28 protein-coding genes and 1 other annotated feature are annotated in these 24,879 nt (G+C 48.1%); of the genes, 8 read left to right on the plus strand and 20 right to left on the minus strand.

Annotated elements, in window-relative coordinates; all coding sequences use genetic code 11:
- Positions 1-21 precede the first annotated feature (21 nt).
- The 8 genes from EDM52_RS07250 to prsW form a co-directional block, all read right to left on the minus strand.
- Positions 22-627: a lysophospholipid acyltransferase family protein gene (locus EDM52_RS07250; RefSeq protein ID WP_122908335.1), complete on the minus strand. Its 606-nt coding sequence runs from the start codon at positions 625-627 to the stop codon at positions 22-24.
- Positions 624-1,295, minus strand: a complete 672-nt coding sequence (cmk, locus tag EDM52_RS07255) for a (d)CMP kinase (protein WP_122908336.1) — start codon at positions 1,293-1,295, stop codon at positions 624-626. Before cmk ends, EDM52_RS07250 begins: the two co-directional genes overlap by 4 nt.
- Before the next feature lie 240 nt (positions 1,296-1,535).
- Positions 1,536-1,718 (minus strand): hypothetical protein, encoded by a 183-nt coding sequence (locus EDM52_RS07260; RefSeq protein ID WP_122908337.1) that lies wholly within the window; start codon positions 1,716-1,718, stop codon positions 1,536-1,538.
- Positions 1,719-1,739: 21 nt separating this feature from the next.
- A complete protein-coding gene (locus tag EDM52_RS07265) occupies positions 1,740-2,420 on the minus strand; it encodes a flagellar brake protein (protein WP_122908338.1) in 681 nt (226 codons plus the stop codon).
- A gap of 115 nt (positions 2,421-2,535) precedes the next feature.
- Positions 2,536-3,906 carry a germination protein YpeB gene (gene ypeB / locus EDM52_RS07270; RefSeq protein ID WP_122908339.1) on the minus strand — a complete coding sequence of 457 codons (1,371 nt, stop codon included), beginning with the start codon at positions 3,904-3,906 and terminating at the stop codon, positions 2,536-2,538.
- 33 nt (positions 3,907-3,939) lie between these two features.
- On the minus strand, positions 3,940-4,533 hold the full coding sequence (locus EDM52_RS25640) for a cell wall hydrolase (RefSeq protein WP_415783020.1): 594 nt from the start codon (positions 4,531-4,533) through the stop codon (positions 3,940-3,942).
- A gap of 84 nt (positions 4,534-4,617) precedes the next feature.
- Positions 4,618-4,776, minus strand: a complete 159-nt coding sequence (locus EDM52_RS24545) for a hypothetical protein (RefSeq protein WP_183184887.1) — start codon at positions 4,774-4,776, stop codon at positions 4,618-4,620.
- A gap of 20 nt (positions 4,777-4,796) precedes the next feature.
- Positions 4,797-5,471 (minus strand): glutamic-type intramembrane protease PrsW, encoded by a 675-nt coding sequence (prsW, locus tag EDM52_RS07280; protein ID WP_122908341.1) that lies wholly within the window; start codon positions 5,469-5,471, stop codon positions 4,797-4,799.
- Positions 5,472-5,554: 83 nt separating this feature from the next.
- Between prsW and EDM52_RS07285 the strand changes: the two genes are divergently transcribed.
- Positions 5,555-6,526 carry an asparaginase gene (locus tag EDM52_RS07285; RefSeq protein ID WP_122908342.1) on the plus strand — a complete coding sequence of 324 codons (972 nt, stop codon included), beginning with the start codon at positions 5,555-5,557 and terminating at the stop codon, positions 6,524-6,526.
- 52 nt (positions 6,527-6,578) lie between these two features.
- Here the strand turns inward: EDM52_RS07285 and EDM52_RS07290 are convergent, their stop codons facing one another.
- Positions 6,579-7,865 carry a Glu/Leu/Phe/Val family dehydrogenase gene (locus EDM52_RS07290; RefSeq protein ID WP_122908343.1) on the minus strand — a complete coding sequence of 429 codons (1,287 nt, stop codon included), beginning with the start codon at positions 7,863-7,865 and terminating at the stop codon, positions 6,579-6,581.
- 307 nt (positions 7,866-8,172) lie between these two features.
- Here EDM52_RS07290 and EDM52_RS07295 point away from each other — a divergent pair, with 307 nt between their 5' ends.
- Complete coding sequence (locus tag EDM52_RS07295; RefSeq protein ID WP_122908344.1) at positions 8,173-8,925, plus strand: PIG-L deacetylase family protein; 753 nt, start codon at positions 8,173-8,175, stop codon at positions 8,923-8,925.
- Between the two features lie 68 nt (positions 8,926-8,993).
- Here the strand turns inward: EDM52_RS07295 and EDM52_RS07300 are convergent, their stop codons facing one another.
- From EDM52_RS07300 to EDM52_RS07325, 7 genes are all read right to left on the minus strand, one after another.
- Positions 8,994-9,596: a genetic competence negative regulator gene (locus EDM52_RS07300; RefSeq protein ID WP_122908345.1), complete on the minus strand. Its 603-nt coding sequence runs from the start codon at positions 9,594-9,596 to the stop codon at positions 8,994-8,996.
- Positions 9,597-9,876: 280 nt separating this feature from the next.
- Positions 9,877-10,179, minus strand: a complete 303-nt coding sequence (locus EDM52_RS25410; RefSeq protein ID WP_276330096.1) for an FAD-dependent oxidoreductase — start codon at positions 10,177-10,179, stop codon at positions 9,877-9,879.
- A complete protein-coding gene (locus EDM52_RS07305) occupies positions 10,176-10,775 on the minus strand; it encodes an FAD-dependent oxidoreductase (protein ID WP_276330097.1) in 600 nt (199 codons plus the stop codon). The genes EDM52_RS25410 and EDM52_RS07305 overlap by 4 nt, the downstream gene beginning before the upstream one ends.
- Positions 10,776-10,836: 61 nt before the next feature.
- Positions 10,837-11,460, minus strand: coding sequence for a LysM peptidoglycan-binding domain-containing protein (locus tag EDM52_RS07310; RefSeq protein WP_183184889.1), 624 nt, complete (start codon positions 11,458-11,460; stop codon positions 10,837-10,839).
- The gene (locus tag EDM52_RS07315) at positions 11,457-12,038 is read right to left on the minus strand and encodes a CPBP family intramembrane glutamic endopeptidase (protein WP_122908347.1); all 582 of its coding nucleotides are present in this window, start codon (positions 12,036-12,038) and stop codon (positions 11,457-11,459) included. Before EDM52_RS07315 ends, EDM52_RS07310 begins: the two co-directional genes overlap by 4 nt.
- Positions 12,039-12,054: 16 nt before the next feature.
- Positions 12,055-13,578, minus strand: a complete 1,524-nt coding sequence (locus tag EDM52_RS07320) for a RecQ family ATP-dependent DNA helicase (RefSeq protein WP_122908348.1) — start codon at positions 13,576-13,578, stop codon at positions 12,055-12,057.
- Positions 13,575-14,699, minus strand: a complete 1,125-nt coding sequence (locus tag EDM52_RS07325; RefSeq protein ID WP_122908349.1) for a YpbB family protein — start codon at positions 14,697-14,699, stop codon at positions 13,575-13,577. Before EDM52_RS07325 ends, EDM52_RS07320 begins: the two co-directional genes overlap by 4 nt.
- A 113-nt stretch (positions 14,700-14,812) precedes the next feature.
- Here EDM52_RS07325 and EDM52_RS07330 point away from each other — a divergent pair, with 113 nt between their 5' ends.
- From EDM52_RS07330 to EDM52_RS07350, 6 genes are all read left to right on the plus strand, one after another.
- The gene (locus EDM52_RS07330; protein WP_122908350.1) at positions 14,813-15,730 is read left to right on the plus strand and encodes a hypothetical protein; all 918 of its coding nucleotides are present in this window, start codon (positions 14,813-14,815) and stop codon (positions 15,728-15,730) included.
- Between the two features lie 99 nt (positions 15,731-15,829).
- Entirely contained in the window at positions 15,830-16,036 is a 207-nt protein-coding gene (locus EDM52_RS07335; protein WP_031305339.1) for a ferredoxin, read from the plus strand.
- Between the two features lie 321 nt (positions 16,037-16,357).
- Positions 16,358-16,601 (plus strand) — a binding site (T-box leader).
- 333 nt (positions 16,602-16,934) lie between these two features.
- The gene (gene serA / locus EDM52_RS07340; protein ID WP_122908351.1) at positions 16,935-18,518 is read left to right on the plus strand and encodes a phosphoglycerate dehydrogenase; all 1,584 of its coding nucleotides are present in this window, start codon (positions 16,935-16,937) and stop codon (positions 18,516-18,518) included.
- Between the two features lie 119 nt (positions 18,519-18,637).
- On the plus strand, positions 18,638-18,781 hold the full coding sequence (locus EDM52_RS25110; protein WP_245996645.1) for a hypothetical protein: 144 nt from the start codon (positions 18,638-18,640) through the stop codon (positions 18,779-18,781).
- A 15-nt stretch (positions 18,782-18,796) separates the two neighbouring features.
- Entirely contained in the window at positions 18,797-19,087 is a 291-nt protein-coding gene (locus EDM52_RS25115) for a GNAT family N-acetyltransferase (protein WP_245996647.1), read from the plus strand.
- A 29-nt stretch (positions 19,088-19,116) separates the two neighbouring features.
- Complete coding sequence (locus EDM52_RS07350) at positions 19,117-19,533, plus strand: hypothetical protein (protein WP_122908352.1); 417 nt, start codon at positions 19,117-19,119, stop codon at positions 19,531-19,533.
- Positions 19,534-19,888: 355 nt separating this feature from the next.
- Here EDM52_RS07350 and EDM52_RS07360 read toward each other — a convergent pair whose 3' ends face one another.
- The 4 genes from EDM52_RS07360 to ccsA form a co-directional block, all read right to left on the minus strand.
- Complete coding sequence (locus tag EDM52_RS07360; RefSeq protein WP_122908354.1) at positions 19,889-21,022, minus strand: HAD family hydrolase; 1,134 nt, start codon at positions 21,020-21,022, stop codon at positions 19,889-19,891.
- A gap of 15 nt (positions 21,023-21,037) precedes the next feature.
- Positions 21,038-22,837 carry an ATP-binding protein gene (locus EDM52_RS07365; RefSeq protein ID WP_122908355.1) on the minus strand — a complete coding sequence of 600 codons (1,800 nt, stop codon included), beginning with the start codon at positions 22,835-22,837 and terminating at the stop codon, positions 21,038-21,040.
- Between the two features lies 1 nt (position 22,838).
- On the minus strand, positions 22,839-23,555 hold the full coding sequence (locus tag EDM52_RS07370) for a response regulator transcription factor (protein ID WP_122908356.1): 717 nt from the start codon (positions 23,553-23,555) through the stop codon (positions 22,839-22,841).
- Between the two features lie 87 nt (positions 23,556-23,642).
- Positions 23,643-24,872 (minus strand): cytochrome c biogenesis protein CcsA, encoded by a 1,230-nt coding sequence (ccsA, locus tag EDM52_RS07375; protein ID WP_122908357.1) that lies wholly within the window; start codon positions 24,870-24,872, stop codon positions 23,643-23,645.
- Positions 24,873-24,879: the final 7 nt, after the last annotated feature.

Genomic DNA, 24,879 nt, shown 5'->3' on the forward strand with positions numbered 1-24,879 from the left:
GTATTCTTCGCTTTACGGTTTCTATACCGATTGCTTGGAGCGATGCTCATCATAAAGCTTTTTGATCTCGGCCATGATCAGATCCGTTGCTTCCTTTAAAGTGTCGGAGCTGGATTTGGCCTGACGTAATGCCGTGAGATCAATCGGCTTGCCGTAAACGATTGTGACCGGGCGAAAAGGACGATAAGGTCCAATAATCGCAACCGGAATCACTTCGGCTTGTGATTTGAGCGCAAACATGGCGACGCCTGTCATTCCCTCCCCAATTTCTCCTGTCTTGCTTCTCGTGCCTTCTGGAAAAATTCCAAAGATTTTCCCATCTTCCAGCAGTTTTAGCGTAGAACGGATCGCGGCACGGTCGCCGGCTCCTCGTTTGACAGGAAAAGCACCAAACTTGGTGATCAAAAAGGATATGACGGGAATACGAAATAATTCTTCCTTCGCCATGAAAAAAACCTGACGCTCAATCCCTGAGCCCAATAACGGAGGGTCCCACAGTGAAATGTGATTGGCACACAGGATCACTGGGCCTTCCTTAGGTATATGATCTCGCCCGATCACTTGCCAACGAAAGACAAGCGAAAAAATCGTGCGGAAAAAGCCTCGGAATATACGATAATAACTCACTGTCTCGATTCTCCCGTTCGCTCGCAAATTTCCAGAATTCGATCAACAACCTGATCGATCGTCATCCCTGTGGTGTCAACCAGCACGGCATCTTCTGCCTGACGTAAGGGAGCAACTTCTCGATTCATATCCCGTTGATCACGTTCGGCAATGTCCTTTTCCATCTCAGACAGATCAGGATCAAGACCTTTTTCACGCAATTCCTTCCATCTTCTTTCCGCGCGTTCACGGATGGATGCCGTCAAGAAGATTTTCACATCAGCATCAGGAAGTACATGGGTGCCAATGTCGCGACCATCCATAACGACATTGCCTTGTGTTGCCAGATTCCGCTGCAGAACCAGCATCTGCTCCCGTACAGCTCCATAACTGGCCACAATGGACGCAAATTGACTGACTTCTGACGTGCGAATCCATGCTGTCACATCGGTGTCGTTCCAATACACGTGCTGCTCACCTTGAACGCGGCGCAGGTGTATCACATTATCCTGCAACAATTGGGATACGGCTGCTTCATTCTCAATAGGTAGAGCATGGTGATGTACTGCCCAGGCCAAGGCCCGGTACATCGAGCCCGTGTCAATGTAAACGTACTCCAGCGCTCCGGCAACCTTTTTAGCTACCGTGCTCTTTCCCGCTCCCGCTGGGCCATCAATCGCAATATTCATGATCTCTCACCTGCTATGTACTGTAGTCCAAAAAGGGAACAGAAATAAGAAAACCTCCATCGAGGGTCATTCAGAATGAGAGCAGCGACGACCTCGGATGAACCGAAGACCTTTTTCTCTGCATCAGGAAGTGTTCCCCGTTGCCTCGTCATTCTGATACAGGAAAAAAGCTTCGTTCGAAGCCTTCTCTCACGGATATATCTTTTTCATAGTACCATAGGATGGAAACATGCGCAAACCTTAGGGAGCTCCCGAAACCCCTTCCAGCCTCTCCGTCTCGATCAAAACAGAGCGCACTGGGTCGTATTGAATCAACAATTCACCTGCCGCAAGCACGATCATGCACACCGCGATTCCGATCATGATTGCTTTTTCTATACGCATGGAAAAACGGCGGTATCTCTCGTTGTAATGGCTTCGCATGAGGTCCCATCCTGTCTGGCGCTACTCGATAACGCCTTTTCTACGCAGATCCAATTGCCGTTCATAGCAGGCTCTCACTACTTTAACGCGATCTGCTTCGCTGATTTGTATAAATTTCCCTGAAACCCACTGATTTAGTCCTTTTTCTTCCGCTGGTTTTACTCTAACGATCTGAAGCTCTGCGCTTGCATGCTGCATTTGTCCGGTTTTGCTCGGAAACGCAATCCACACTTGCACAGTATCATTTTCCTGCAGGTGATACGTATCCTTGCAGGTAAAGGATAAGCCGCCACCACTCAGATCTACTGTTCGTGTAAGAAAATGGTAGTTCCGAATCGGATCGATTAGTTTTACGGCAATATCCAAGGAGGAATCAATGCGCAAGTAATTGCGGCGCTGTGTACGCACGATTTCCTCTTTGGCAGGCAGCTGTAAAAACAAGACAGGCAATGGTTCACTCTGTCTGCCTACAATAGAAGATTGAAATTCATAGCGTGATCCATCTTCCCCTACATACCAGACGGAACAGGGTGTACCGACATCTAGCAAGCCGGTTCTGCCTGTATTTTCACTCGTTGGCAATTCAATTACGGCTATGCCGTCCTTACTATCTGTCACACGGCTCTTAAACGAGTGAGCACGTGCTTCTTCAGAGGAACTATTCACGTTCAGTCTTAATGTTTGGCCAATTCGCGGTAGCATCTTTCAACGTTCCTCCTTTTCCCTCTCATTCTTCCATTATATACCCTATTGTTTGAAATCAGCAAATAGGGAAAGCCCCTGTAATCAGGCTTTCCCTCTGAAAATCAAGCTCAGGCTATTGCACTCCCGGTTGTTGATTGCCACCTGTCTCCATCCGAACGATTTCTTCTTCTTCTCCTGTCTGTGCATTGATGTAGATCATATAGGTATTCCCTTCAAAGCTACCGGTCAGCTCCCAGGCTAAAACCTCTTTGCCATCATTTTTCCCTTCGATCATGGCGAGTCTTTGGTCTGTCACTTTTACACTTGGATTCACTTTTCCTCTAGCTTCCTCTTTACTTACTTTCGGCTTTGGCACCATCCGCTTCTTGTTGTTGAACAGGTACTCTGTCGAGTTGAAGGCGGTTACGCGTCCCGAATCCAGAGCCACTTCACATACCACAGCATCCGGATAGAAACGTACTCCGTCGACCTCTGGAACAAAGGTGAATACGGCCATACCGTCGTAGCTATCGATTTCCGCTACCTTCATATTGTCATAACCGTGAGCACGCAAGAATTTATGACCGCTTTCTTGCGCTTTTTCAATTGAAATTTTCTCTTTGCCAACCTTTCTTTCATCCATCAGCCAAACGACCTTGCCGCCTCGCTTGGTAACGTCCATGTTGATCGCTGTAGCATCTTTTGGGGAAGTAATTCTAACACTGTAAGCCGAATAGGTTTCCCCCTTCCCGTTCTCGTCTACATCGACCTTCACATTGCCTTCCTTCATACCTACAAAATCAAGCGCGATTCGTTTTGCATCTTCCTTGCTAACCTTTTTTCCATCGATTCCTTTGATCCGCTGCTGCTTCTTTTTATCCAAGCTCTGAATGCCTACGCCCCAGTCTAAGTCTGGGTATTCCTGTACTTTTTTCTCGATCGTCTTAAACCCGTCTACGATCGTATTATCTGATTTCTTGTCATCTGAGGCGAGTGCTGTCTCTACATCCATCCAGCGCAATTGCTTGTCAATGACATTGCTCTGTACATTCCGCAGTTGATCTTGGATGTCAGCTGCATGCTTGTGCAGGCTTTTTAGGGTCTGGTATTCCTTTTCGGTCAGTGGCTGCTTGTCCAGATCGCGAACCGCCACTCGATAGGAAAAGTCCGCTACACGGGCTAGCATTTCCTCTGTGTTGTTGAACGGCATCAACGTAAGCGGCAATTGTCCTACATCCGACTGAGCAGCGTACGCCAAGCGCCACACATTCGTGAGTGTTGGTGTCATCTGCTTGCGTGAATTCACGACCAAGGACTTGCCCAGCTCGTCATGGAGCTTGTCCACATGATAGGTGAGATCGTGAAAAGCTCGCTGATAGGAGTTCTCTGCCTTGATTAAGACCGAGTTTTTTTCATTGTGCTCCTGATAACCCCACACACCCGCACCAACGAGTGCGACTACTGCGACGGGAAAAAGAACGCGTGATAGAGCTCCGTACACCATGTCTTGCAACTCCTCCTTTTCACTTGCTGGTATTTAACGGCAGAAGATGTGCTTTCCAATTTTTTTTACCTGTGGTCGACTCCATATCCATTGGGATGTAGCCGTTGCTGGATTGAAGTAATAGGTGCACCCGCCAGTAGGATCCCACCCGCTCAATGCGTTTTTCACGGCCTTCCGAGCATTTTCGTTTGGCTCCAACCAGATTTGTCCATCTGCTACTGCGGTAAAAGCACGTGGCTCAAATATGACGGCCGAAGGAGTATCAGGAAATGAGGAGCTCTTCACTCGGTTTAGGATGACAGCAGCTACTGCAACCTGTCCCTCATAAGGCTCGCCTCTGGCTTCTCCATAAACAGCGTTGGCCATCAGCTTGATGTCATTTGCAGATACACTGGAAGCATGAAATGTTTTTTTGCTGTTGTTCTTAGCGTTTCCTGACACAGCTTGCTCCACTTCCTGAGTAGCAGCAGCGCTCTCTATAGACGACAGAAGGGTGTATCCTGAAAATCCTGCAATAGCTAAGACCAACGCAATACCAGCGAACCAAATATTTCGCATGGTTGTACCCTCCTTGGCACGTAATGAAATCTTTGCATAGTGTTGGTGGAGGATGGAGGGTTTATGCATGTATGTCCTTCTTGAACGAAGAAAAAGGACCCATACACGTTTGTCCGTGTACAGGTCCTTTTCATTGCTGCGTCATAAACGCATTTAGAATTCCTGAATGAGAAAAAACTGTTCGTTGTCACACAAGCATTGCTTGAAGCCTGTTTCGACCTCCCCGCCAGGTTCGCGACGACCTCGCAGTGTGAATGTTTCTCCACATACATTGCAGCGAATAATCACTTTTGCTCGTTGATTTTTCAGCACGTATCGTCTCCTCCTCCACCCTATTGTGGACGGGAAGAAAGATTTTTAGAACTATAATCATGTGCTCGCTGTACCTTTTTCATCCCTTGCCACCACAAAATGACCATGAATGGGATAATGACCAAAAGCCAATTCTGAATGGCCAGAAAAATGGCATTGTACAAAGCGTGCAAGGTGATTGGCAGAAGGATCGATGCCCATAGAAAAATGCGCTTTTTTTGCCGATGATTACTAAACTTTGCTTTACCCAAATAGTATCCCATCCAGACAGCAAACAGCGCATGGCTGGAAACAGGCAAAAGAGCACGCCAAAATGCAACATTCGTTCCATTAATGATCAGATAGAACAGGTTTTCTAAGGTTGCAAAACCGAGAGAAACCGCCATCGCGTATACGATCCCGTCATAGGGCTCGTCGAATTCCACATGTTTGTAAGCCGTAAAAAAAATAACCATCCATTTGAAAAACTCTTCTACTACCGCCGACTGTATAACCTCTGCAACAATACCATCCCGCCAGTTCCATTCAGTTTGCATGATGAATTGGAGCACCATGATGGGTATCACTAACAACACCCCGAAGATGAAGGAGCGAATCACCATCGAAATCGGTTCCGGTTCAAAGCTGTCACGCAGATAAAAATAGCTCAAGATGGCAATACCGGGGGCTATGGCAGCTCCGATCAAAGCGATCATCCGTGTATTACTCCTTTACACAAGGCTGTTATTCATCGTACCATGAATAATGGTTAATGAAAACCCGCTACAGGAGAGAGATCATGTCTAAAAAAATTCTGGTGTTAAATACTGGCGGTACCATCGCGATGTCGGTGGATGACTCGGAAGGTGTCAAGCCACTTGATGATCAAGCTGTGGGAAAGATCCTTCCCTTTCTGACTCGCTATGCAGATGTGACCATGAAAAACGTCCTGCATTTACCAAGTCCGCACATGACTCCTGAGTTGATGAATTTCTTGCGGCAGCAAATCGAAGCGGAGCTGGCTCATGACTCCTGCGACGGAGTTGTCATTACGCACGGAACGGACACGCTGGAAGAGACAGCTTACTTCCTCGATCTGACGTTATCTCACACCGTGCCTATCGTAGTGACCGGAGCTATGCGAAGCAGCAATGAGCTAGGGGCTGACGGTCCAGTCAACTTGATCTCCTCTGTCCGAACAGCTGCCGATCCTGGAAGTGTAGATAAAGGCGTTCTGGTCGTCTTCAATGACGAGATTCACGCAGCATGTCACGTTACCAAAACACATACGAGCAATGTCGCTACGTTTCAATCACCACAATACGGCCCAATCGGAACGGTTTCGAAAAAACATGTTCAGTATCACCACGCACCACTAGTTCGGGAACACTATTCCATCTCGCATGCCGATGCTAATGTTCCATTGATTAAGGCGGTTGCGGGTATGGATCCCAGTTGGATTCGCTTTTTAATCGAACAGCCGATCGATGGATTGGTTGTAGAAGCTTTTGGCTTGGGAAATCTCCCTCCTGCCATCATTCCGACGCTCAAACAGGTATTGAACAAGGGTATCCCCATCGTGCTCGTCTCCCGCTGCTACAACGGTCAGGTACAGGATGTCTATGATTACGAAGGCGGCGGTCGTCAGCTGAAGGAAATGGGAATTGTATTCTCCAATGGCCTGAATGGGCAAAAGGCACGACTCAAGCTGATCGTAGCGTTACAGCAATCACGCGATGCGAAAACCCTGCAAAAATGGTTTGATAAGTAGAGACATTCCTTAAAAACAAAAAACCTCCATTAAGGAGGTTTTTTTGTTCAGCTTAGACCCACCCACGGAAGCGGGATGCTTCTGCCGTTTTGCGTACGCCGACCATGTAAGCAGCCAGTCGCATGTTGACACGTCTGGATTGTGACAAGGAGTAGATGTTTTCAAAAGCGCGAACCATGACTTGTTCCAGCTTCTCTTCCACTTCTTCCAATGTCCAGTAGTAGCCTTGGTTGTTTTGAACCCACTCAAAGTAGGAAACCGTCACGCCACCAGCGCTTGCCAGCACATCAGGTACCAGCAAGATACCGCGCTCGGTCAAAATTTTAGTCGCTTCCAACGTCGTCGGGCCATTAGCGGCTTCAACCACGATCTTCGCTTTGATATTGTTTGCGTTTTCTCCTGTGATCTGATTTTCGATCGCAGCAGGTACAAGTATATCGCAATCCAGCTCCAACAGTTCCTTGTTGGTAATGGTGTTCTTAAACAATTTGGTCACTGTACCAAAAGAGTCGCGGCGATCCAGCAAATAGTCAATATCCAGACCATCTGGATCGTGCAAAGCTCCATATGCATCAGAAATGCCCACTACTTTGGCACCCATGTCATGCATGAACTTCGCAAGGTAGCTTCCCGCGTTACCAAAGCCTTGTACCACAACGCGAGCGCCTTTAACGTCAATCCCACGACGCTTTGCAGCTTCACGAATGCAAATCGTTACACCTTTTGCAGTAGCTGTTTCACGACCATGCGATCCACCCAATGCAATCGGTTTTCCTGTAATGAAGCCAGGAGAATCGAACTCGCGGATAATGCTGTATTCATCCATCATCCAAGCCATAATTTGAGAGTTCGTAAATACGTCTGGTGCCGGAATATCCTTTGTAGGTCCCACGAGCTGGCTCACCGCACGCACATAGCCACGGCTGAGACGCTCCAATTCAGGGAAAGACATTTCACGCGGATCGCAGATAATACCGCCTTTACCACCACCGTAAGGCAAATCCACAATACCAGCCTTCAACGTCATCCAAACAGAAAGCGCTTTCACTTCATCCTCTGTCACTGCCGGGTGGAAACGAATGCCCCCCTTGGTCGGTCCAACTGCATCGTTATGCTGCGCACGATACCCTGTAAACACCTTGACCTCGCCATTATCCATGCGAACCGGAATGCGTACAGTCAAAACGCGTAGCGGCTCCTTCAAGAGTTCGAACATCGAATCTTGGTAACCTAGTTTCTCCAGTGCTTCTTTGATCACCGTTTGGGTTGATTGGAGCAAACTTGTACTTTCAGGTTTTTTCCCTTGGGTGCTTTCGGTTACCACTTCTTGATTACCCATTACTTACCACCTCAAAAATGTTGTCGGTAAATCCATCGTTAAGTATACACGCTTGTATCAGGTATGAGAAGATGCAAAAATTCCATTTGGGAACTTTTTAACACACAGACTTCCTTTTCTACCACCATCACCCATTTTTTGTCAAACAACCTGTGACCTTTATTCCAGTTACCTTCCACCGTGGTACATGAATCCTTCTAGGGGATAATACAAATAGCGTTCCCTATGCTGTTTGTTTCATTACCAATTCTTCGGATCTATGTCATAATGGTACGGTAGAATGGAAGTTAATCCTAGGAGGTTTTTTATGAAAAAAAACCACAGCGCACTTTTTATTTTTGCTCATCCGGACGATGAAAGCTTTACCTCCGGAATTGCGATATCTAAATACTCCGCAGAAACGACGCACCAGCTTACTTTAATCTGTGCGACAAGGGGCCAGGCAGGAAAAGCCGGCGACCCTCCACTCTGTGCCATCGATGAACTTGCTTCTTTCCGCGAAAAGGAGCTGAGAAGGGCTGCCGAAATCCTCGGATTACATCAGGTAGAGTTCTGGGATTACGAAGACAAGCATTTGAATGAAGTCCCGTTGCAAGAGTTAGTAGACAAGATCCTTGAGGCCATCGCCCACTATCAGCCTGAAATCATCATCACATTTGCTCCACATGGAATTTCCGGTCACCCTGATCATATTGCTATTTCCAAAGCCACTACGCAAGCAATTCATATGCTTCCCGAGGACAGCAGTGTACGGAAGCTCTACTACGCGACTCGCGCCACCCATACCACTCTTGGCGCTGTAAAGCCTGTTTACTCCGACCCAATCGAGTCGATTACAACCGTGATTGAAGGACCGTCATATGCTTCAAATGTGGCTAATGCCTTGGCTGCACATCGTACCCAGCACCTGTCTGTAGATCGAGTGTTTCCCGGCGCTATTTTTGGCGACACTTCCAGAGTTCCCGTACAAAATCATTATATTCTTGCATGGAACAACTTGACTGGTTATGTGCTTGAAGGCAAAGAACACGATTTCTTTTCTGGCATCCCGCAAGCTTAAACATGGACAGTAAAAGCACCTAGTTTGTCTACTAGGTGCTTGTTTTATCATTCCTGATATGGACTTCTTTAGGTAAAGTGCCTGCATATCTCCTTGACGGCGTCGTCAGCCACGACTACCTTTCCGTATTCCTCAAGTACATAAATCGTGGTTGGCGTCGCTTCTCCGTACTCAGAAAGGATCGCAATCAACTTATGATACCGCTCCTGATCCAAATCGATTTCCTCCAAAACAAGGTGATATTTCTCCTTGTAGAAGTAGGCCGTGCCCCCATTGGTCAGTAGAGCGTTTATTCGATGAGAGGCTTCAACAAGATGCTCAAAGTCGCGGAAGGCGTAGATGATGAGATCGCTCTCCTCCAGCGTAACCTCAAGTTCGTATACTTCTTCATCCTCGAATTCTTCCTCTTCTTTTCCATCTTTTGAGCCTGTTTTACCTCTAGTTACGATTACGACCATTCCCTGAGCTGGCAAGGCGAACACTTCAACGGCGACAGGTCCGGACACTTCAAAACCTAATTCATGGTAAGCCTGCTCCATCATGTCGTTGAACAGTTCATGTACTTTAGGAATGTCACGCCACATGTCTTCTTTCTCTATTCCGCGCTCTGACAGATCGTCAAATGTTAAAAAGATCCGTATCTTATCTTGACCAAGGCGTTCAACACGCATGACTGTCCCTCCTCGCCATCCAGTCGTACTACAAAATATGATGGTAAGCCTGTAAGAGTTCTCCGCATTTTCCGACGAGTACCTGCTGGCATGTACCCATTTTTTACCGCTTAGAAAATGGAGAGGTAGTCCTATCATATCACATTTGGTAGTCGGAAAATAGCCAAGCGACACCTTCCGTGCCACTTCGTGCATATTCGCATAGCCTGTCGATTTCCCGAACAGAAAAGGAGAGGAATGTTATTCACTGTCAAATTATGCGCTTTCCCAGGAAAAGTTCTTAGTTCATCTCTTTCAATCGCTTGTGAATCCAGATCGCTGCCTGTGCGCCATCTCCCATCGCAATGCTCACTTGCTGCGAATGATTGACCAGATCTCCCACCGCCCAGATATGTGGATGATCCGTTTCTTTGGTGCGGGGATTGACCAGCACATGACCTTTTTCAGTGAAACGGACGCGCGTTCCTTGCAGCAGCTGTGATTGGACTTGCGCACCCGGAAAAGCCAAAAACGCTCTGTTCACTTGCATACGTCGATGAGAAGCGAGAAGGATCTCTTGCAGCTCGCCATTCTGATGAATCATCTGCTCGACGCTGTCATCCAGATAGGCAATATTGGGAGCTCAGCCACCTGAGCAGGTGTCAGGTTCGAGCCTGTATGGTTGATGACGAGCATACGCGGAGTAAAATAAGAGAGATCTCGCGTCATCTTCAACGCATGCTGACCTTCCCCGATAATTGCTGTATATGTATTTACCGATTCGTACCCGTCACAATCTGGGCATAGAAAAACGGAGGTACCCAAGCATTCCCGAACCCCTGGAAAATCAGGAAAGGGATCCCGAATGCCCGTTGCCATAACCAAGGTATGCGCATGCAACGGGGCCTCTTCTTCCTTCATCCACACCTGAAAGCCTTTGGCTTCACACGGCACAACCTTTATTACCTCTTCTTCTTTGAAAACCGCTCCGTACTGCTTGGCTTGCTTCATTCCGACCTGGCGCAAGGTCTCTCCGCTGATTCGATCCGGATGGCCCAAGATATTGCGATACCCTTTGGCTACGGAGGATCTTCCCCCCGGCAAATCGACCACAATTACCTTTCGCAAGCATCTGGACAGTTGAATTGCTGTTTGTAATCCTGCTATTCCCCCACCGATGATGATGGTGTCGTATTTCATTGGTTATCGCCACCCTGTCGCCATGGTTTCTCCATAGCTTCTCCGAGACAGGCGACATCCATTACTTCGACAGTGGAATGATGACGACGTTCCCCGTTGTAAGCTGGGCATCGGCGGCTAATCCATTATATCGGGCGATACGGGATACACCAGAATTGTTGCCGTAGTATTTCCGAGACAGCTTGAACAGCGTGTCCCCCTTTTCGACCACATGTCTGACTGTTTTGGGTTGTTCACTGGATGTTTGTGTCTCTGATGCAACCGGAGCCGGAGCTGCTGGCTCCTGTGTAGCTGTCTGTGGTGTTGGTACCGCTAGTACGGGCGTAGATGGCTGCGGGGCAGGAGCTACAACGGGTACAGCAGGTTTTGCTTCTGCCTTTGGTTCCGTACTTTCCGCATTCGTTGGTGGAGGTGCTTCATTAGATGGTTGCGGAGATGTCGTGGGTGTCTGGCCTTGATTTCCTGGGGTTGTTTCCGCGCTTGAGCTGTCCGGTATGCTCGAGGCTACCGATTGTATTGGATTCGCATTCTTCGCTTGATACAATTCCAATCCGATCAATCCGAAAAAAAGAGTTCCAAACAATATTAATCCGCCTTGAATGATCCGCTTCAACGAAACCTTCTGCTTTTTTCGCTGAATGGCTCGGGAGCGGCGCGGTGGCAATCCATCCTGTCCTTCTCTCACTCTTCCTCCCCCTTTCCGCATCTCAACATGTATTGTAGATAGAAGGCAAGTGTCATATCGATGATGATGTGTGCCGCAATCGGTAGCCAAAGAGTGCCTTCCGCATCGAATAGCTCACCCAAAAGCCAGCTAGTTGCAAACACACTGGCTATCAATAGTGGCTTACGCAAATATCGGATGTGTACCATTGTAAATATGACACTCGTCCAAAGATTTCCTGCAAACGGCTGAATGACACCTCGAAACAGCCATTCCTCGCTGAAGCCTACCACGAAACAGACAAGTACAGTCATCACGAATGAGAGTTGACCAAACAGCTGTTCATTGATGTTTCCATCATCTTGCCAGCGCTTAGGTAAACAGTGTTCCATATAGATACTTAAGGCGATCACAAGGGCTGCCACAATCGCTGCCCATCCCAATCCTGACTTACTCGGCAATGAAAACATTGCAAGGGTGGATTCCCAGCCATGTAAAAAAAGGCTGCATGTCGCTGCAATCCCCAAGATGACTCCTTGTGTCAGCCAGAGATTCAGCAGCAATGTGGCTAAATCCATCTCTTGCCTGAGATCCTTCAAAGTGAAACCTCCTTACTCACTTCGGCAAAAGCACGGACAACGCCTGCAACAAATCCCAGTTCTTTTCCTGGGATTCTTTCGTCCAGGCGACCTCTTCTGCCTCATAAACCCTTCGATTCAATCCGCAACTGCTGCAGCATTGCAGGGTAAAGCCAGCCGCCGAGTCCCCAAAATAGTGATTGATGCGTTTGCGCAAACACACTTCCCGCTCCTGGACGTAGTCAAGCATCTCTGCCAGCTTTTGCTGTTTCAAGCGTTTTCGTACCTCCAGCTCCCGCATTATGGCATCCCCACAATCTCGGAGCGCATCAGGTTCCATCGAAGCTACTGCTTCACTTCTTGACGGGATGCCCACTCTTTCCGCGTAAAAAAGCAGAAGCTCCGCCATATCTTGGGTCATGTCAATGGAAGCAAGCATCTCAGTCGTAAAGGGTTCCCCCTTCAAAAGCAGTTCAGTAAACTGCTGTAGCTGCTGTCGGTTCGGATACTCCCTCTCCATCATGTGCTGATGAATCTGGACATCGTCCCAAACGTAAAAAAGGGCCGCATATCCCGGTTTTCCGTCACGGCCTACCCGGCCAATTTCCTGGGCATACGCTTCCAAACTCGCGGGCATCTGGTAGTGAATCACAAAGCGGATATCCGATTTGTCGATCCCCATCCCGAATGCATTGGTCGCGACGATGATCTCCAGTTCACCTGCTAAAAACTGCGCCTGAATCATCATACGTTCCATACTGTTCATTCCACCGTGGTATCCGTGAACGCTACGTTTTCCCTCCAGCTGATAGGAGGCTACCAGGACGTCTACAGCTTGTCTAGTACTGCAATAAACGATTCCAGGGCCTGTTAGTCGATCCATCAGCTGCAGGACCTGTAGGCGCCGTTCTGATTCTCCTGGGACGGCTATGCGTTCAATAGCAATATTGTCCCGATTTAAAGGCTGTTGAACGATGTGTTCAGGCTTAATGCCAAGGAGTTCGCATATTTCTTTCTGTACGGCCGAGGTGGCGGTGGCAGTCACCGCAAGTACAGGTGGCTTCCCAAGCTTCTCAATCACCTCAGGCAGCCTCAAGTAATCGGTTCGGAAGTCATGTCCCCACTGTGAGATGCAATGGGCTTCATCCACGGCAATCAGCGCGACACCCACACGTCTTAGGACCGTCTGGATATAAGGCTGTTGCAGCTTCTCAGGTGATATATAGAGCAGCTTGTATGTTCCACGTTCTATTTCTCTTAGAATTTCGCGTGCATCACGCTGGTCCAGCGTACTGTTCAAGTAAGTAGCCGGTATCCGTCGTATGGCGCGTAGTTGCTGCACCTGATCCATCATCAAAGAGATCAACGGGGAAATCACCACTGTAATGCCCGGCAACAACATGGCTGGCAATTGGTAGGTGATCGATTTCCCGCCCCCTGTAGCAAGCATGCCTAGCACACTCTCGCCCCTCATCACGTATTGGATCACTTCCAGCTGCCCTGGACGAAATGACGGGTAGCCAAAATGCTTGTGCAGTTGTTCTTCTAATCCTTCTTTCACGGCGCACTTTCCCCCTGTCTTTGGGCCAAAGCCAGACGGATTTGTAAGTAAGAAACGTCTTTTCCCAGATGATCCTTTATCATGCGCAGTCTGCTTGTCCCCAGCTTTTCGCTCGCACTGACGATCTCGGCTGCCTGATTAGCATGCAGGTAATCGGAGCAATCCCATTCACGGCAGCGAAGGGCCATTTCCACGAGATGGTCTTCAACGGTGCTCACTTTGATTCCCCTCAACTTGGCGATCTTGTCTTTTTGATACCCTCGTTTAATCAGCGCATAGGTCCTGGAGGCACTTTCACTCAACCTTGGATCTCCATTTTCCGGGTCATGGATCTGAACCAATGCATGTAGATAGGGAAACTGTTCCTTTTCTTGATGCAATCGCTGAATCGAGGAAACCAAACCAAAGCGGAAAAGCACGTGTAGATAAAACTTTGACTCTCCTTGCTGCATGGCAAGCTGTCCGAGTGTTTTACCAGTTTGTGCAGCACCGGACAACTGGGCGACCATCAGTCTTTGCACCTGGGCAGGGAAAGGGGCCCACAAAGCGTACAGCTCGTCAGCTAAATGATTCTTCCAGCCTGATCTGACACGCGAATCCCCTACCTGCATTTTGACCCATTGCTGAATCCGTCTGTCCGACACAACTGGTATGAAATTCATACTCGCAGCAGCCATTTGCGAAATCGTCTGTACCAATAGATGAAGGCGTTGCCAGAATAGCTCAGTATTGTACGTGAGAGACGACTGATTGAACGGCGCTAACCAGAGGTGCATCTGATACATGCCAAACTGCTCACGGGCAAAGTGCAGTCCAGTAGCAGTAACCGCAAAGGTAGGCTTCCTGCCCCCTCCTGCCCCCTCTATTTCCACGATCAGCTTGCGTTGCAACAAATTCGAAACAATTTTATCCCAATTCTCTTTTGAAAGTTGCGGAAACAACCGATAATACGGATAAAGGCTGTACAAATGGACATCCTGCAGGGTTTGATTTGCTTTTCGACCGCGCAGGATGTAATAGGCTGCCTGCAGCGTACGCTCGTTGGCGAGAGGAATCATGGCGTTCAACGCAACAGCAAGAAGAAAATCTTGTTCCTGTGCTCCATTGTTCCGACTATTCATTGTTACTCCTTTATTTTTTCTCTATGCGATCAGCGCCTACTTAGCTATACTCTTGATAGCATGCATGGACAAAGATCGACAATTATTCGCTGTAATGTGGCTGGGGGATTTCTATGACAAAACGATTAAAAAAAACAGAATTTATGATGGCGTATATGATCATCATAACACTTGCATGTACCATTGGTGGATTTTTTTTCGGTGCCCACTATATGAAGTCAAAAATGGAAGCTGCACAAGTAGCCGAGCTGGAGGCTAAAGCACAAGAGGCAGAAAAGGAACGTCTGTTGCGGGAGCAAAAACTTTACAGCGAGCAGGACTTCATCCGTTTTTACTACGCCGTTTACGCTCCCGTACTGGATTTGAAAAAAGCGCATTTCGACTCGATGGAGCAATGGGATCAGCTGGAGAAGAAAGCGCAAGAACAAGCTCTCAAGCAGTTGAGCAAGACGGCAGAGGGTACATTAAAAGCCGTAGAAAAAGGCTTGCCTATTCCTGGATCTCCTCTGCTGCTTGAAGCACAAAGCCAGTTCAAGGACAGTGTGCGGGCTTATTTGGATAGTATGGAGCAAGTCAGATCTGATCAGAATAGTAATGCCTTAACGCCTGGAGATATTTCCGCTCGTATGACACCTTTCCACAACAGCTGGTTGAAGGCTCAGGAATTGGTTTACCAATCGTTTGCTACATGGGAGTCTGCTTACGTCCTGCATCAGCCGCTGCCACAGGCCTTACCAGAAAAAATCACGGTAGAACAGTGGAAGTCATATCCTTTTCACTATAGGACTTATGTGACAGCCGTAACGATGTCCAAGGAACACCAATGGAAGGCGTTCAACCCTGAAGATTTGACTGCTCGCCTCGATAGCTTGCTTTCTTCTGGTGATACCACCTCCTTGGGAATTCAAGATGTAAACGGTGCCGTCCGGTTGTTGTACGCAACCGATGCGACCCATCCAGGGGATTTTAAACAATTGCAAGCCCGTATGTACACGGAATTGAAAACTCCTGAAGTACCTCTTTTTAAGTAGAGTACATTTTTAGATTGATTCAATCTTGAAATCTTTCCAACAAGAGCATACAATGTGAATGATAGTGGACGTACCACTGGTATGGGAGGTGAAACCACGATGACAACATGGGTTGATAAAGATACTTGTATTGCATGCGGCGCTTGTGGCGCGACGGCTCCTGACGTATTCGATTACGACGATGAGGGCCTGGCATTCAACAAACTGGATGACAATGCGAACTCCGTTGAAATCCCGGATATTCTTCAAGACGATGTACGTGACGCGGCTGAAGGATGCCCAACTGACTCCATCAAAGTTGAATAGTTGTCAACTTACCCAACGCCTCTCAAGCCTTTGCGCCTGAGAGGTTTTCCTTTGCCCTCCCCTGCTTGCAATTCGAATTCAAAGAGGTATAATAAGCAAAAACCGAACATTCTATTTCGTTTTTTTCGTTTTTTAGTTGATCAATCTCTTAATGTTCGTGTTTTAGTGCTTTTTCGGATTCTTTCTATTATAAAATACCCCTCTATTCACGAACGATAGATTACTTTTTTTTGACAATGTTCATTTTTTCGCTTTTTTATGCTTGACGTCCTTGGATGGCTCGTGTTATCGTAAGGTCACATCAAACGAAACATCCATAAACAAACAACGATGACGAAGATACGCTGTGTCTTGGAAACCCTCAGAGAGCCGATGGTAGCTGCGAATCGGCGGTTCCACACACAGATAAGCACTTTAGAGTTGTTGCGCTGAACCGATTTTTCAATCCAGTAGGCGCGAACGGTAGATCCGTTATCTCTACAGGTCACGTACCTGGCAAGGCTCTTCTTTGAGAAAAGAAGGGCGAATGAGGGTGGCACCGCGAAGCAAGCCTCTCGTCCCTCACTGTTCTGTAATAGGAGCAGTGTGAGAACGGGAGGTTTTTTTATATTTATTCTCTTTGACCATGACCTGAAAGGAGAGACAGTCAGTTATCAGACCATCCGATTATCAAACACCAAAACTGGGCATGAACTACCCAGCCGCTAATAGCTGTCGTCCTCATTTACGGTCGCACAAATGCCTTTTGTAAGCCTCATCGATTTGATGCATTCCAAACGGCAACGGTCTTATGGGTATCCCAGAATCACCCGAAATTCTTTTAAACTTTATCAAGTACACTGTCTTTCCTCTCTATCAGGGAAAGGCGTTCAAGATTACCAGGAGGTGCACATCGCACATGTATAAAGTTCTTATTACTGATCCACTTAGCGAATTTGGTATCCAACAGCTGCTAGATGCTTCTGACGTTGAAGTCGTACGCAAAGCGAATCTCTCCCCTTCTGATCTTCTCGACATTATCGGGGATTATGATGCCTTGCTGGTTCGCAGCCAGACTCAGGTAACAGCGGACGTATTCGCAGCTGGAAAAAACCTGAAGGCCGTTGGACGCGCCGGAGTTGGCGTAGACAACATCGACATTAACGCTGCTACCCAGGCTGGGGTTCCTGTCATCAATGCTCCGGACGGTAACACCATCTCCACTGCTGAGCATTCCTTCGCGATGCTGATGGCTGTGGCACGTAACATTCCTCAAGCACACAAAAAACTGACAGACGGCAATTGGGATCGCAAAAGCTTCCAGGGTGTTGAGTTGAACAAAAAAGTATTGGGTGTTATCGGAATGGGCCGTATCGGTACTGAAGTAGCCAAACGTGCGAAAGCTTTCGGCATGACCGTACTCGGCTACGATCCTTTCCTGACCGAAGAACGCGCACAAAAGCTGGGTGTTACCAATGCATCCGTAGATGATATTTGCCGTCAAGCTGACTTCATCACCGTTCATACACCGCTGACCAAAGAAACTCGCCATATCATCAGCTCTCGTGAATTTGCCAAAATGAAAGATGGCGTTCGCCTGATCAACTGCGCGCGCGGCGGAATCATCGATGAGAAAGCCCTGTATGAAGCGATCATGACGGGCAAGGTTGCAGGTGTGGCCCTTGACGTGTATGAAGAAGAACCACCAGTGGACAACCCGCTGATCGGCCTTCCACAAGTCATCAGCACTCCTCACCTGGGTGCATCTACTGTAGAAGCGCAAGAAAACGTAGCTGTTGACGTATCGGAAGAAATCCTGAAGGTGCTGCGTGGACAACCATTCAAAAATGCTGTGAACCTGCCTTCCATTCCGGCTGACGTGATGGAAAAAGTACAGCCTTACTTCACACTAGGAGAAAAACTTGGGCATTTCCTGGCTCAAGTAACGGTTGGGTCCATTTCCGAGATCGAGATCAAATACAGCGGCGAGCTCACTGATGTCGATACATCGCCTTTGACTCGTACGGTATTAAAAGGCGTACTCTCCTTCCGTCTGGGTGAAGAAGTAAACTACGTCAATGCACCAATCCTGGCAAAAGCTCGTGACATCACCGTAACCGAGCGCAAGGCTACACAAAACCGCGGGTTCACCAACCTCTTGACTGTGTCTCTGAAAACCTCTCAGGAGACTCGTACAGTCGCAGGGACTCGTCTGAATGGGTATGGAGCTCGCATCGTGAAGATTGACGATTACGCGATCGACGTGGCTCCAGAGGGCTACCTCCTCTATGTTCACCACAACGATCGTCCAGGTGTTATCGGCCGTGTAGGCTCTATCCTGGGAACGAACGATGTCAACATCGCGACCATGCAGGTAGGACGACGCGATATTGGGGGCGACGCAATCATGATGCTGTCTGTAGATAAGCCTCTGACCGCCGAGCTCTTGGATACAATGGGTGAATTGCCTGAAGTAAAAAGTGTAACGCAAATTGAACTGTAAAAATAAATGCCATGCATGACTCCAAGGATCCGGTCTTCTACCGGGTCCTCTTTTTTTATTGGTTGATTCTTCCTCTATGGCGTGTTTATATAATAAGAGAAAAAAAGGAAGTGACTCATGTGATACGCATCATCGACGCACATAACCCGGAAACAGCTCAAGATATTCTCCGCATCCAAATCCCTGCTTACCAAATCGAAGCAGCCTTGATTGACTTTGATGGAATCCCGCCTTTGAAAGATACGGTAGACAGCATACAGTAGACCAATAAGGTTTTTTTGGGGTACTATCACGACGAAGTATTAGCCGGCTTTCTCTCCAATGAGCTGGAGGAGCATACTTACTCGATTTGCCGCTTGGTCGTACACCCCATTCATTTTCGAAAAGGCATTGCCAAAGCCTTACTTGAGTATTTTCTGAACCATGTCGGTCAAAACAGGCACAGTCAGGTTAGTACAGGCGCTAAGAATGAGCCAGCTTTACGCCTCTACAAGCAGTTCGAATTTAAGGAAGTAAAGGACATCGAGATCGCACCAGACGTGTATCTCACGTTACTGGAGAAAAAGTAGCCTTACATAAAGCAGGAGGAAAATACCACATGATTCGAAAGCTTGTCTTTGCACTCATCACCCTCTGCTGTTTTGCATTCCTGCTTGGCGCATGGTGGTACAACGACCGTCCTGCCTTTTTGTACCCTCCCCTCCCCTTTCAAACAGTAGAAAAGAAAGTCGTGGTTTCTCAGTTGAAACAAGCAGATGACCAGTTCATCATGCTAGGACCAGATGAAAATTCGCAGTATATCTGGGGTGGCGCAAAGACCGGAAGCAACGCTGCGGAACAGCTGAAATCCATTTTAAAGGATGCAGGCTGGTCGTTCCACGAGCAGGAGGGTGCAGGCTATTTCTTTCAGAAAGGTTCAGAAAAAATCGTGATCACCTCGCAAATGTGGTCTCGTGACTTCGTCTTGTTCAAGATTCCTTCATCGCTTGATGCCATATTTACTCACACTGAATGAAAATGCCCTTTTGAAACAAAAGGAGGACTTTCATATGTCATCAAGATTAACAAGGTCTCAATTATTAGCATTGGAGCATATTACAAACTACGCAAAAAAATACAAAGAGGAGGCGCAGCAAACTATTCGTCATGTCCTGGGAATGTCGAATATTTCGCGCCAAACCTATGACGTGGCAATAATCAAAGTAAAGTCGCATGCTAGAATCGCGCTGCATTTTCACCCTGATCGACCTGATCCAAATATGGTATGCGTCGCTGAAGCACTCCTTGAGATATGGAAAACCACTTCGAGATGTAAAAGGTTAAGAATGCCAAAAACTCCGCCTTCCTTCACGGAACGACGGAGTTTTTTATTACAGAATCGTTAAGATCCCGCGAACATCATCAAAAATATAGTCAGCCTTCACTTCTTCAAATTTCGCGCGCGCCTCCTGGCCAGACAAACCCGTCAAGGTAGCAGCAAATTTGCAGCCAATCGACTTTGCCGCCAGAAAATCTGCTAACGAGTCACCGACGATCAGGACTTCGTCGCCATTGGCAATAGGCAAGGAGAAGTTGACCGCTTTCCGATTCGGGGTAGATAGGCCAAGCAATCCTTTTACATAAGAGATGGGGTGTGGCTTCGACATGGGCGCAAGTTCGGGGAACTCCTCTTCTACCTCCAGCACATGAGATGCTGTCACGATACGGTCAGGATCGAACCATTCCAGAATATTGAGTTCGCTGAGCGGCACATGAGTTTCGAGGGAAGGCCGTCCTGTCCCAATACCGAGGGTGTATCCCTTCTCCTTCAAGGTCCTAAAGAGATCGATCATCTCTGCAGGTGGGACGATCGGAATTTCATCAGTTAAGAACCCTTTTTTCCCCGTCTGTGCGGTCTTACGGCCGATGGATGACGGGACGCGTTCATCTCCCAAATACCACTCCTGGAATGTTTCCTGGCAGAGCTCCCACAGCTCGCTGCTTCGGGAAAACATCTCGGTTTTCACACCGCAGCGCTCCCATGCAATCTGGTTCAAGTACAAGAGCATGTCTGCTTTTTGCGCCGTTCCTTTGGCGAAATCAGCTGTGAACGCAGCATAGTCTACCTGAAAATCTGGAGCTTCTGCGCAAGCCCACTCACGCAACTGATCTACTTGTACGCGGTTGATCTGGTTGGTCAACAGATCAGTCGCTTCAGCACCCAGCTTTGCTTTCAATGCTTCAACCAAGCGAATAATCTGGTAGGAAAAGGTGAGAAAAACCATATCCCAGTTGGAGTTGATTCCACGGGATTTGATCAGGTTCAACACCTCATCGCGATCAAAAACACTCTCGCGAACCGCCCTGATCTGTGTCTCCCCCGGGGATGGCGTGAACGCATCCCCCTTCAGACCCAGATATTGCGGACTGTGCACCAACTCCCAGACCGTCAATGCAGAAGCATCAAAATATCGCTCTTCGCTCAGCATTACCCCATCCACATCAAAAAGAATTGTCTTGATCATTTTCTCTCTACACTCCTAGGTGTTTTTCGTATCAACCGGAATTGTTATGGTAAACGTCGTTCCCTCTCCAAGTCTGCTTTGCACAGTGATCGTGCCGCCATGCGCATCGATGATGTTCTTTGCAATGGCGAGTCCAAGGCCAGTTCCCCCTGCACGACCACGTGTACGCGCTTTGTCCGCTTTATAAAAGCGCTCAAACACGAATGGCAGGTCCTCTTGCGGGATACCGCTTCCTGTGTCGCTCACTTCCAAGCACAATGCATGCTCCCCATACGCACGTATGGATACACTGCCATGACTCGGCGTGTGGCGCAAAGCATTGTCGATCAGGTTGGTCAACACTTGTTCCATCCGATCCGGATCTATCTCTGCCAGCTCGATTGTGGTAGACAGATCCATGTCGAGTTGAATATCCTGCTCCCTAGCCAAGCTGAGAAACTTGCGGTGAATCCGCTCCAGATATGGCTTGAGCTGCACATTTTCCTTGAACAGCTCTACGTGACCTGCTTCCATACGGGCCAGACTGAGCAATTCGTTGACGAGCTTCGTCATCCGAACCGATTCGTCATAGATGATCTGAGCGAGCTCTTTGTGCTCTTCCGGCGTAGATGCCATATCGTCTACGATCGCTTCGCTATAGCCCTGCAGCATGGACAACGGGGTACGAAGCTCGTGTGAGACGTTGGCTACGAAATCGTTGCGCATCTTGTCCAGCTTTCTCTCGTGTGTAATGTCACGAATGACCACAACCGCTCCACGAATCTGTTCTCGATCCATCAAAGGAACCATGACGAGCGACCAGATGCGCCCTTGCACCGGGATATCTTCTGCCATCTCATATCCGCCACGCACCACTTGCTGGAAGTAGCCATTGAGCGGGAATGGTTCTTCAGGATGCTCATATTTCCAATCGCGCAGGAAATGTTCAGCAGGTGGGTTGGTGACTACGATTTTTCCATCTGCATCAATCATGACTACCCCGTCCACCATGCTTCGCAGAACACTAGACAGCTGTTCTTTTTCCTTGGACAAGGCGTCGACGAGTTGATTGAGTCTGGAGGCCATCGAGTTCAAGGAAGCAGCCAATTCTCCAATCTCGTCTGTGGTACGAATCGGAATCTCGGCATGGAAATCCCCTTCCGCAATCCGATGTGCTGTCTCCTGCATTTGCCGAAGTGGGGATGTAATACGCGATGATAAGAAGAACGCAAAAAATGTAGTCGCCGCAAACGCGATTACACCCACGACCAAGATAAGGAGTCTCACCTCAGTCAATGTGTCGTCGAAATCTTCTATCGTCTGATACATCACGACGGCGCCTTTATGCCCAATCGAGATTTCCAGCGGTACTGCAATTGCCAGGATCGGTACAGATCCATTGCGCGAGGGTGAATTCACCTGTTCCGTACCATCGAAGCTTAAAAGAAGGCGCTGCGCTTTCGGATGCTTTCCTTCCAGAGCTTCCGTCAGCTTCAAACTCTTTTCTGCCAGCAATTGATCGATCGGAATTTCCGGCAAGGAACGGCCTTCACTTTTACCCACTACTGCCCGATTCTCATCCACAACAACCAACCCCGTGTGATGAACTAATCCAAATCGGGCTGCAAGCTCCAATGCACTCTGCTTGTCCTCACTTTGGGCCAATCCTTCAGTCAAACCTTCTGCCAGCTCTTGCAGGTTTGCCGTTTGCCGATTGTGGTAGAAATTATCAAAGGATTGGACCAGCAAGAGACTAAATACCGTTAAGACCAAAGCAAAAAGGGCGATGATCGTCATCCACAATTTGCCGACTACACTACGAAAAATAACGTCCACTTTACTTCGGCACCTCTAATTTATAACCGACACCCCAAACAGTGGCAATCATGGCAGCTGCCTGCGGCGAGACTCGATTTAATTTTTCACGCAAGCGTTTGATATGTGTATCCACCGTACGCAGATCACCGAAAAATTCATAGTGCCATACATCCTTCAACAGTTCCTCACGCGTAAACACCTTGTCAGGCGATTGGGCGAGGTAGTGCAGAAGCTCGTATTCCTTTGGTGTCAGACTTACCTCTTGACCACTGGCAATCACCTTATGCGCATCGTGGTCAATCGTCAGTTCAGGAAAGACGAGAATAGAATGGCTGTTGACGGTTTCCGTCTTCAGATATGCAGTCGCAGAAGATCTTCGTAAGATAGCTTTGACGCGATAGACAACTTCTCGTGGACTGAATGGTTTTACGACATAATCGTCCACTCCCGCTTCAAAACCGTGGACGCGATTTGTCTCCTCGCCCTTGGCTGTCAGCATGACGATTGGTGTAGCTTTAAATTCGCGAATGCGCTGGCAAACTTCAATACCATCCATGCCAGGAAGCATGAGGTCAAGCAAAATGATGTCATAGTCGCTGCCGATTGCCATTTCAACGGCTTGTTCGCCATTGTCGGCTTCATCGATCAGAAAATCTTCTCTTTCCAGATACATCTTTAACAACCGACGAATCCGTTCCTCGTCATCCACAACAAGAATACGTGCCTTCATTTCCATTATCAACACCTCTTGTCTTTCTTCATTCTATGAAAGGCGATAAATAGCCCAAAAAGCTGGCGCAAGACCAGCTTTTTTTCATTTCTATTACACTCCCGCATAAGAGTGCAAACCAGCGATGACCAAGTTAACCACAACCAATGTGATTAAAATGATAACAAATCCGATCACGGACATCCATGCTGATTTTGCACCGATCCAGCCCCGTGACAAACGCAGGTGCAGGTAAGCACTGTAGAAGAGCCAGACGATCAATGCCCAAACTTCTTTCGGATCCCAGCCCCAGAAGCGGCCCCATGCCTCGTGCGCCCAAATCATGGCGAAGATTAGCGCCCCCAGCGTAAAGACTGGATACCCGATACTGATGGCACGGTAGCTGATCTCATCTACCAGATCCGGATCAATTCCTTCGAGTGATGGCTGGATCGCAGCCGCCAGTCTCTTGCGGAAAATGAGACGAAGTCCTCCATACAAGACGACACCAGAAATGACAGACCAAATCATCGTATTCAGCTTCCTGGCGGCATCTTTTCCTTCCATCCACTCAGGTGCTGTAAACCAAGGAGACATCGGACCCTCTTTCATGATGGTAGAGTTGGCCGGTGCCACAATCGCTGGCAACGTGTACTCGACCTTTTGCGGACTCGCCTGTCCGGTTGGTGTGGTGCTTGGCTGAGTCATTTCGAAAACCGTTTTTTGATCCATTCTTGCAAACGTCGATTCCATCGCGATAAATCCAACGAGCATCAGGACGACAGCGAGTACGATTTCCAGCCATCTGGTGCTTTTAGTAGCTACTTTTTGGGGAATCGTCAATATCAGATACATCAGTCCAGCTGCAAAACCTACTGCCAAGATCCCTTCTCCCAAAGCCGCTGTGGTCACATGGATATGCAACCAATAGCTCTGGAGCGATGGAATTAGCGGTGTAATCTCTTTGGGAAAAACATAGGAGTAGGCTAGCATGATGACACCGAGCGGCAGCACGAACGCCCCGATCACGGTAAGCTTATAAATCCGGTAAATAATCAGATACGCTAAGATAATACAGTAGTCCAGGAATGCCATGAACTCAAACATGTTGCTGGTCGGACTATGGCCCCCCGCGATCCAGCGTGTAATCACATAACCGGTTTGTGCGATAAAGCCAATAACGGCCATCCAATAGGCAATTCGACCAAACTTTATTTCGTGTTGCTTGGGGTCGCGCCCCGCCCAGTTCTTTCCCGTCATCGCGACGATAAATACTACGGACGAGAGCACGTACAGAATAAACGCAATGTCTAACAACCAATCACTAACCTGGTAAAGCGGCACGTTGGGT

This window comes from Brevibacillus invocatus, from assembly GCF_003710915.1.
Lineage (GTDB): Bacteria > Bacillota > Bacilli > Brevibacillales > Brevibacillaceae > Brevibacillus > Brevibacillus invocatus.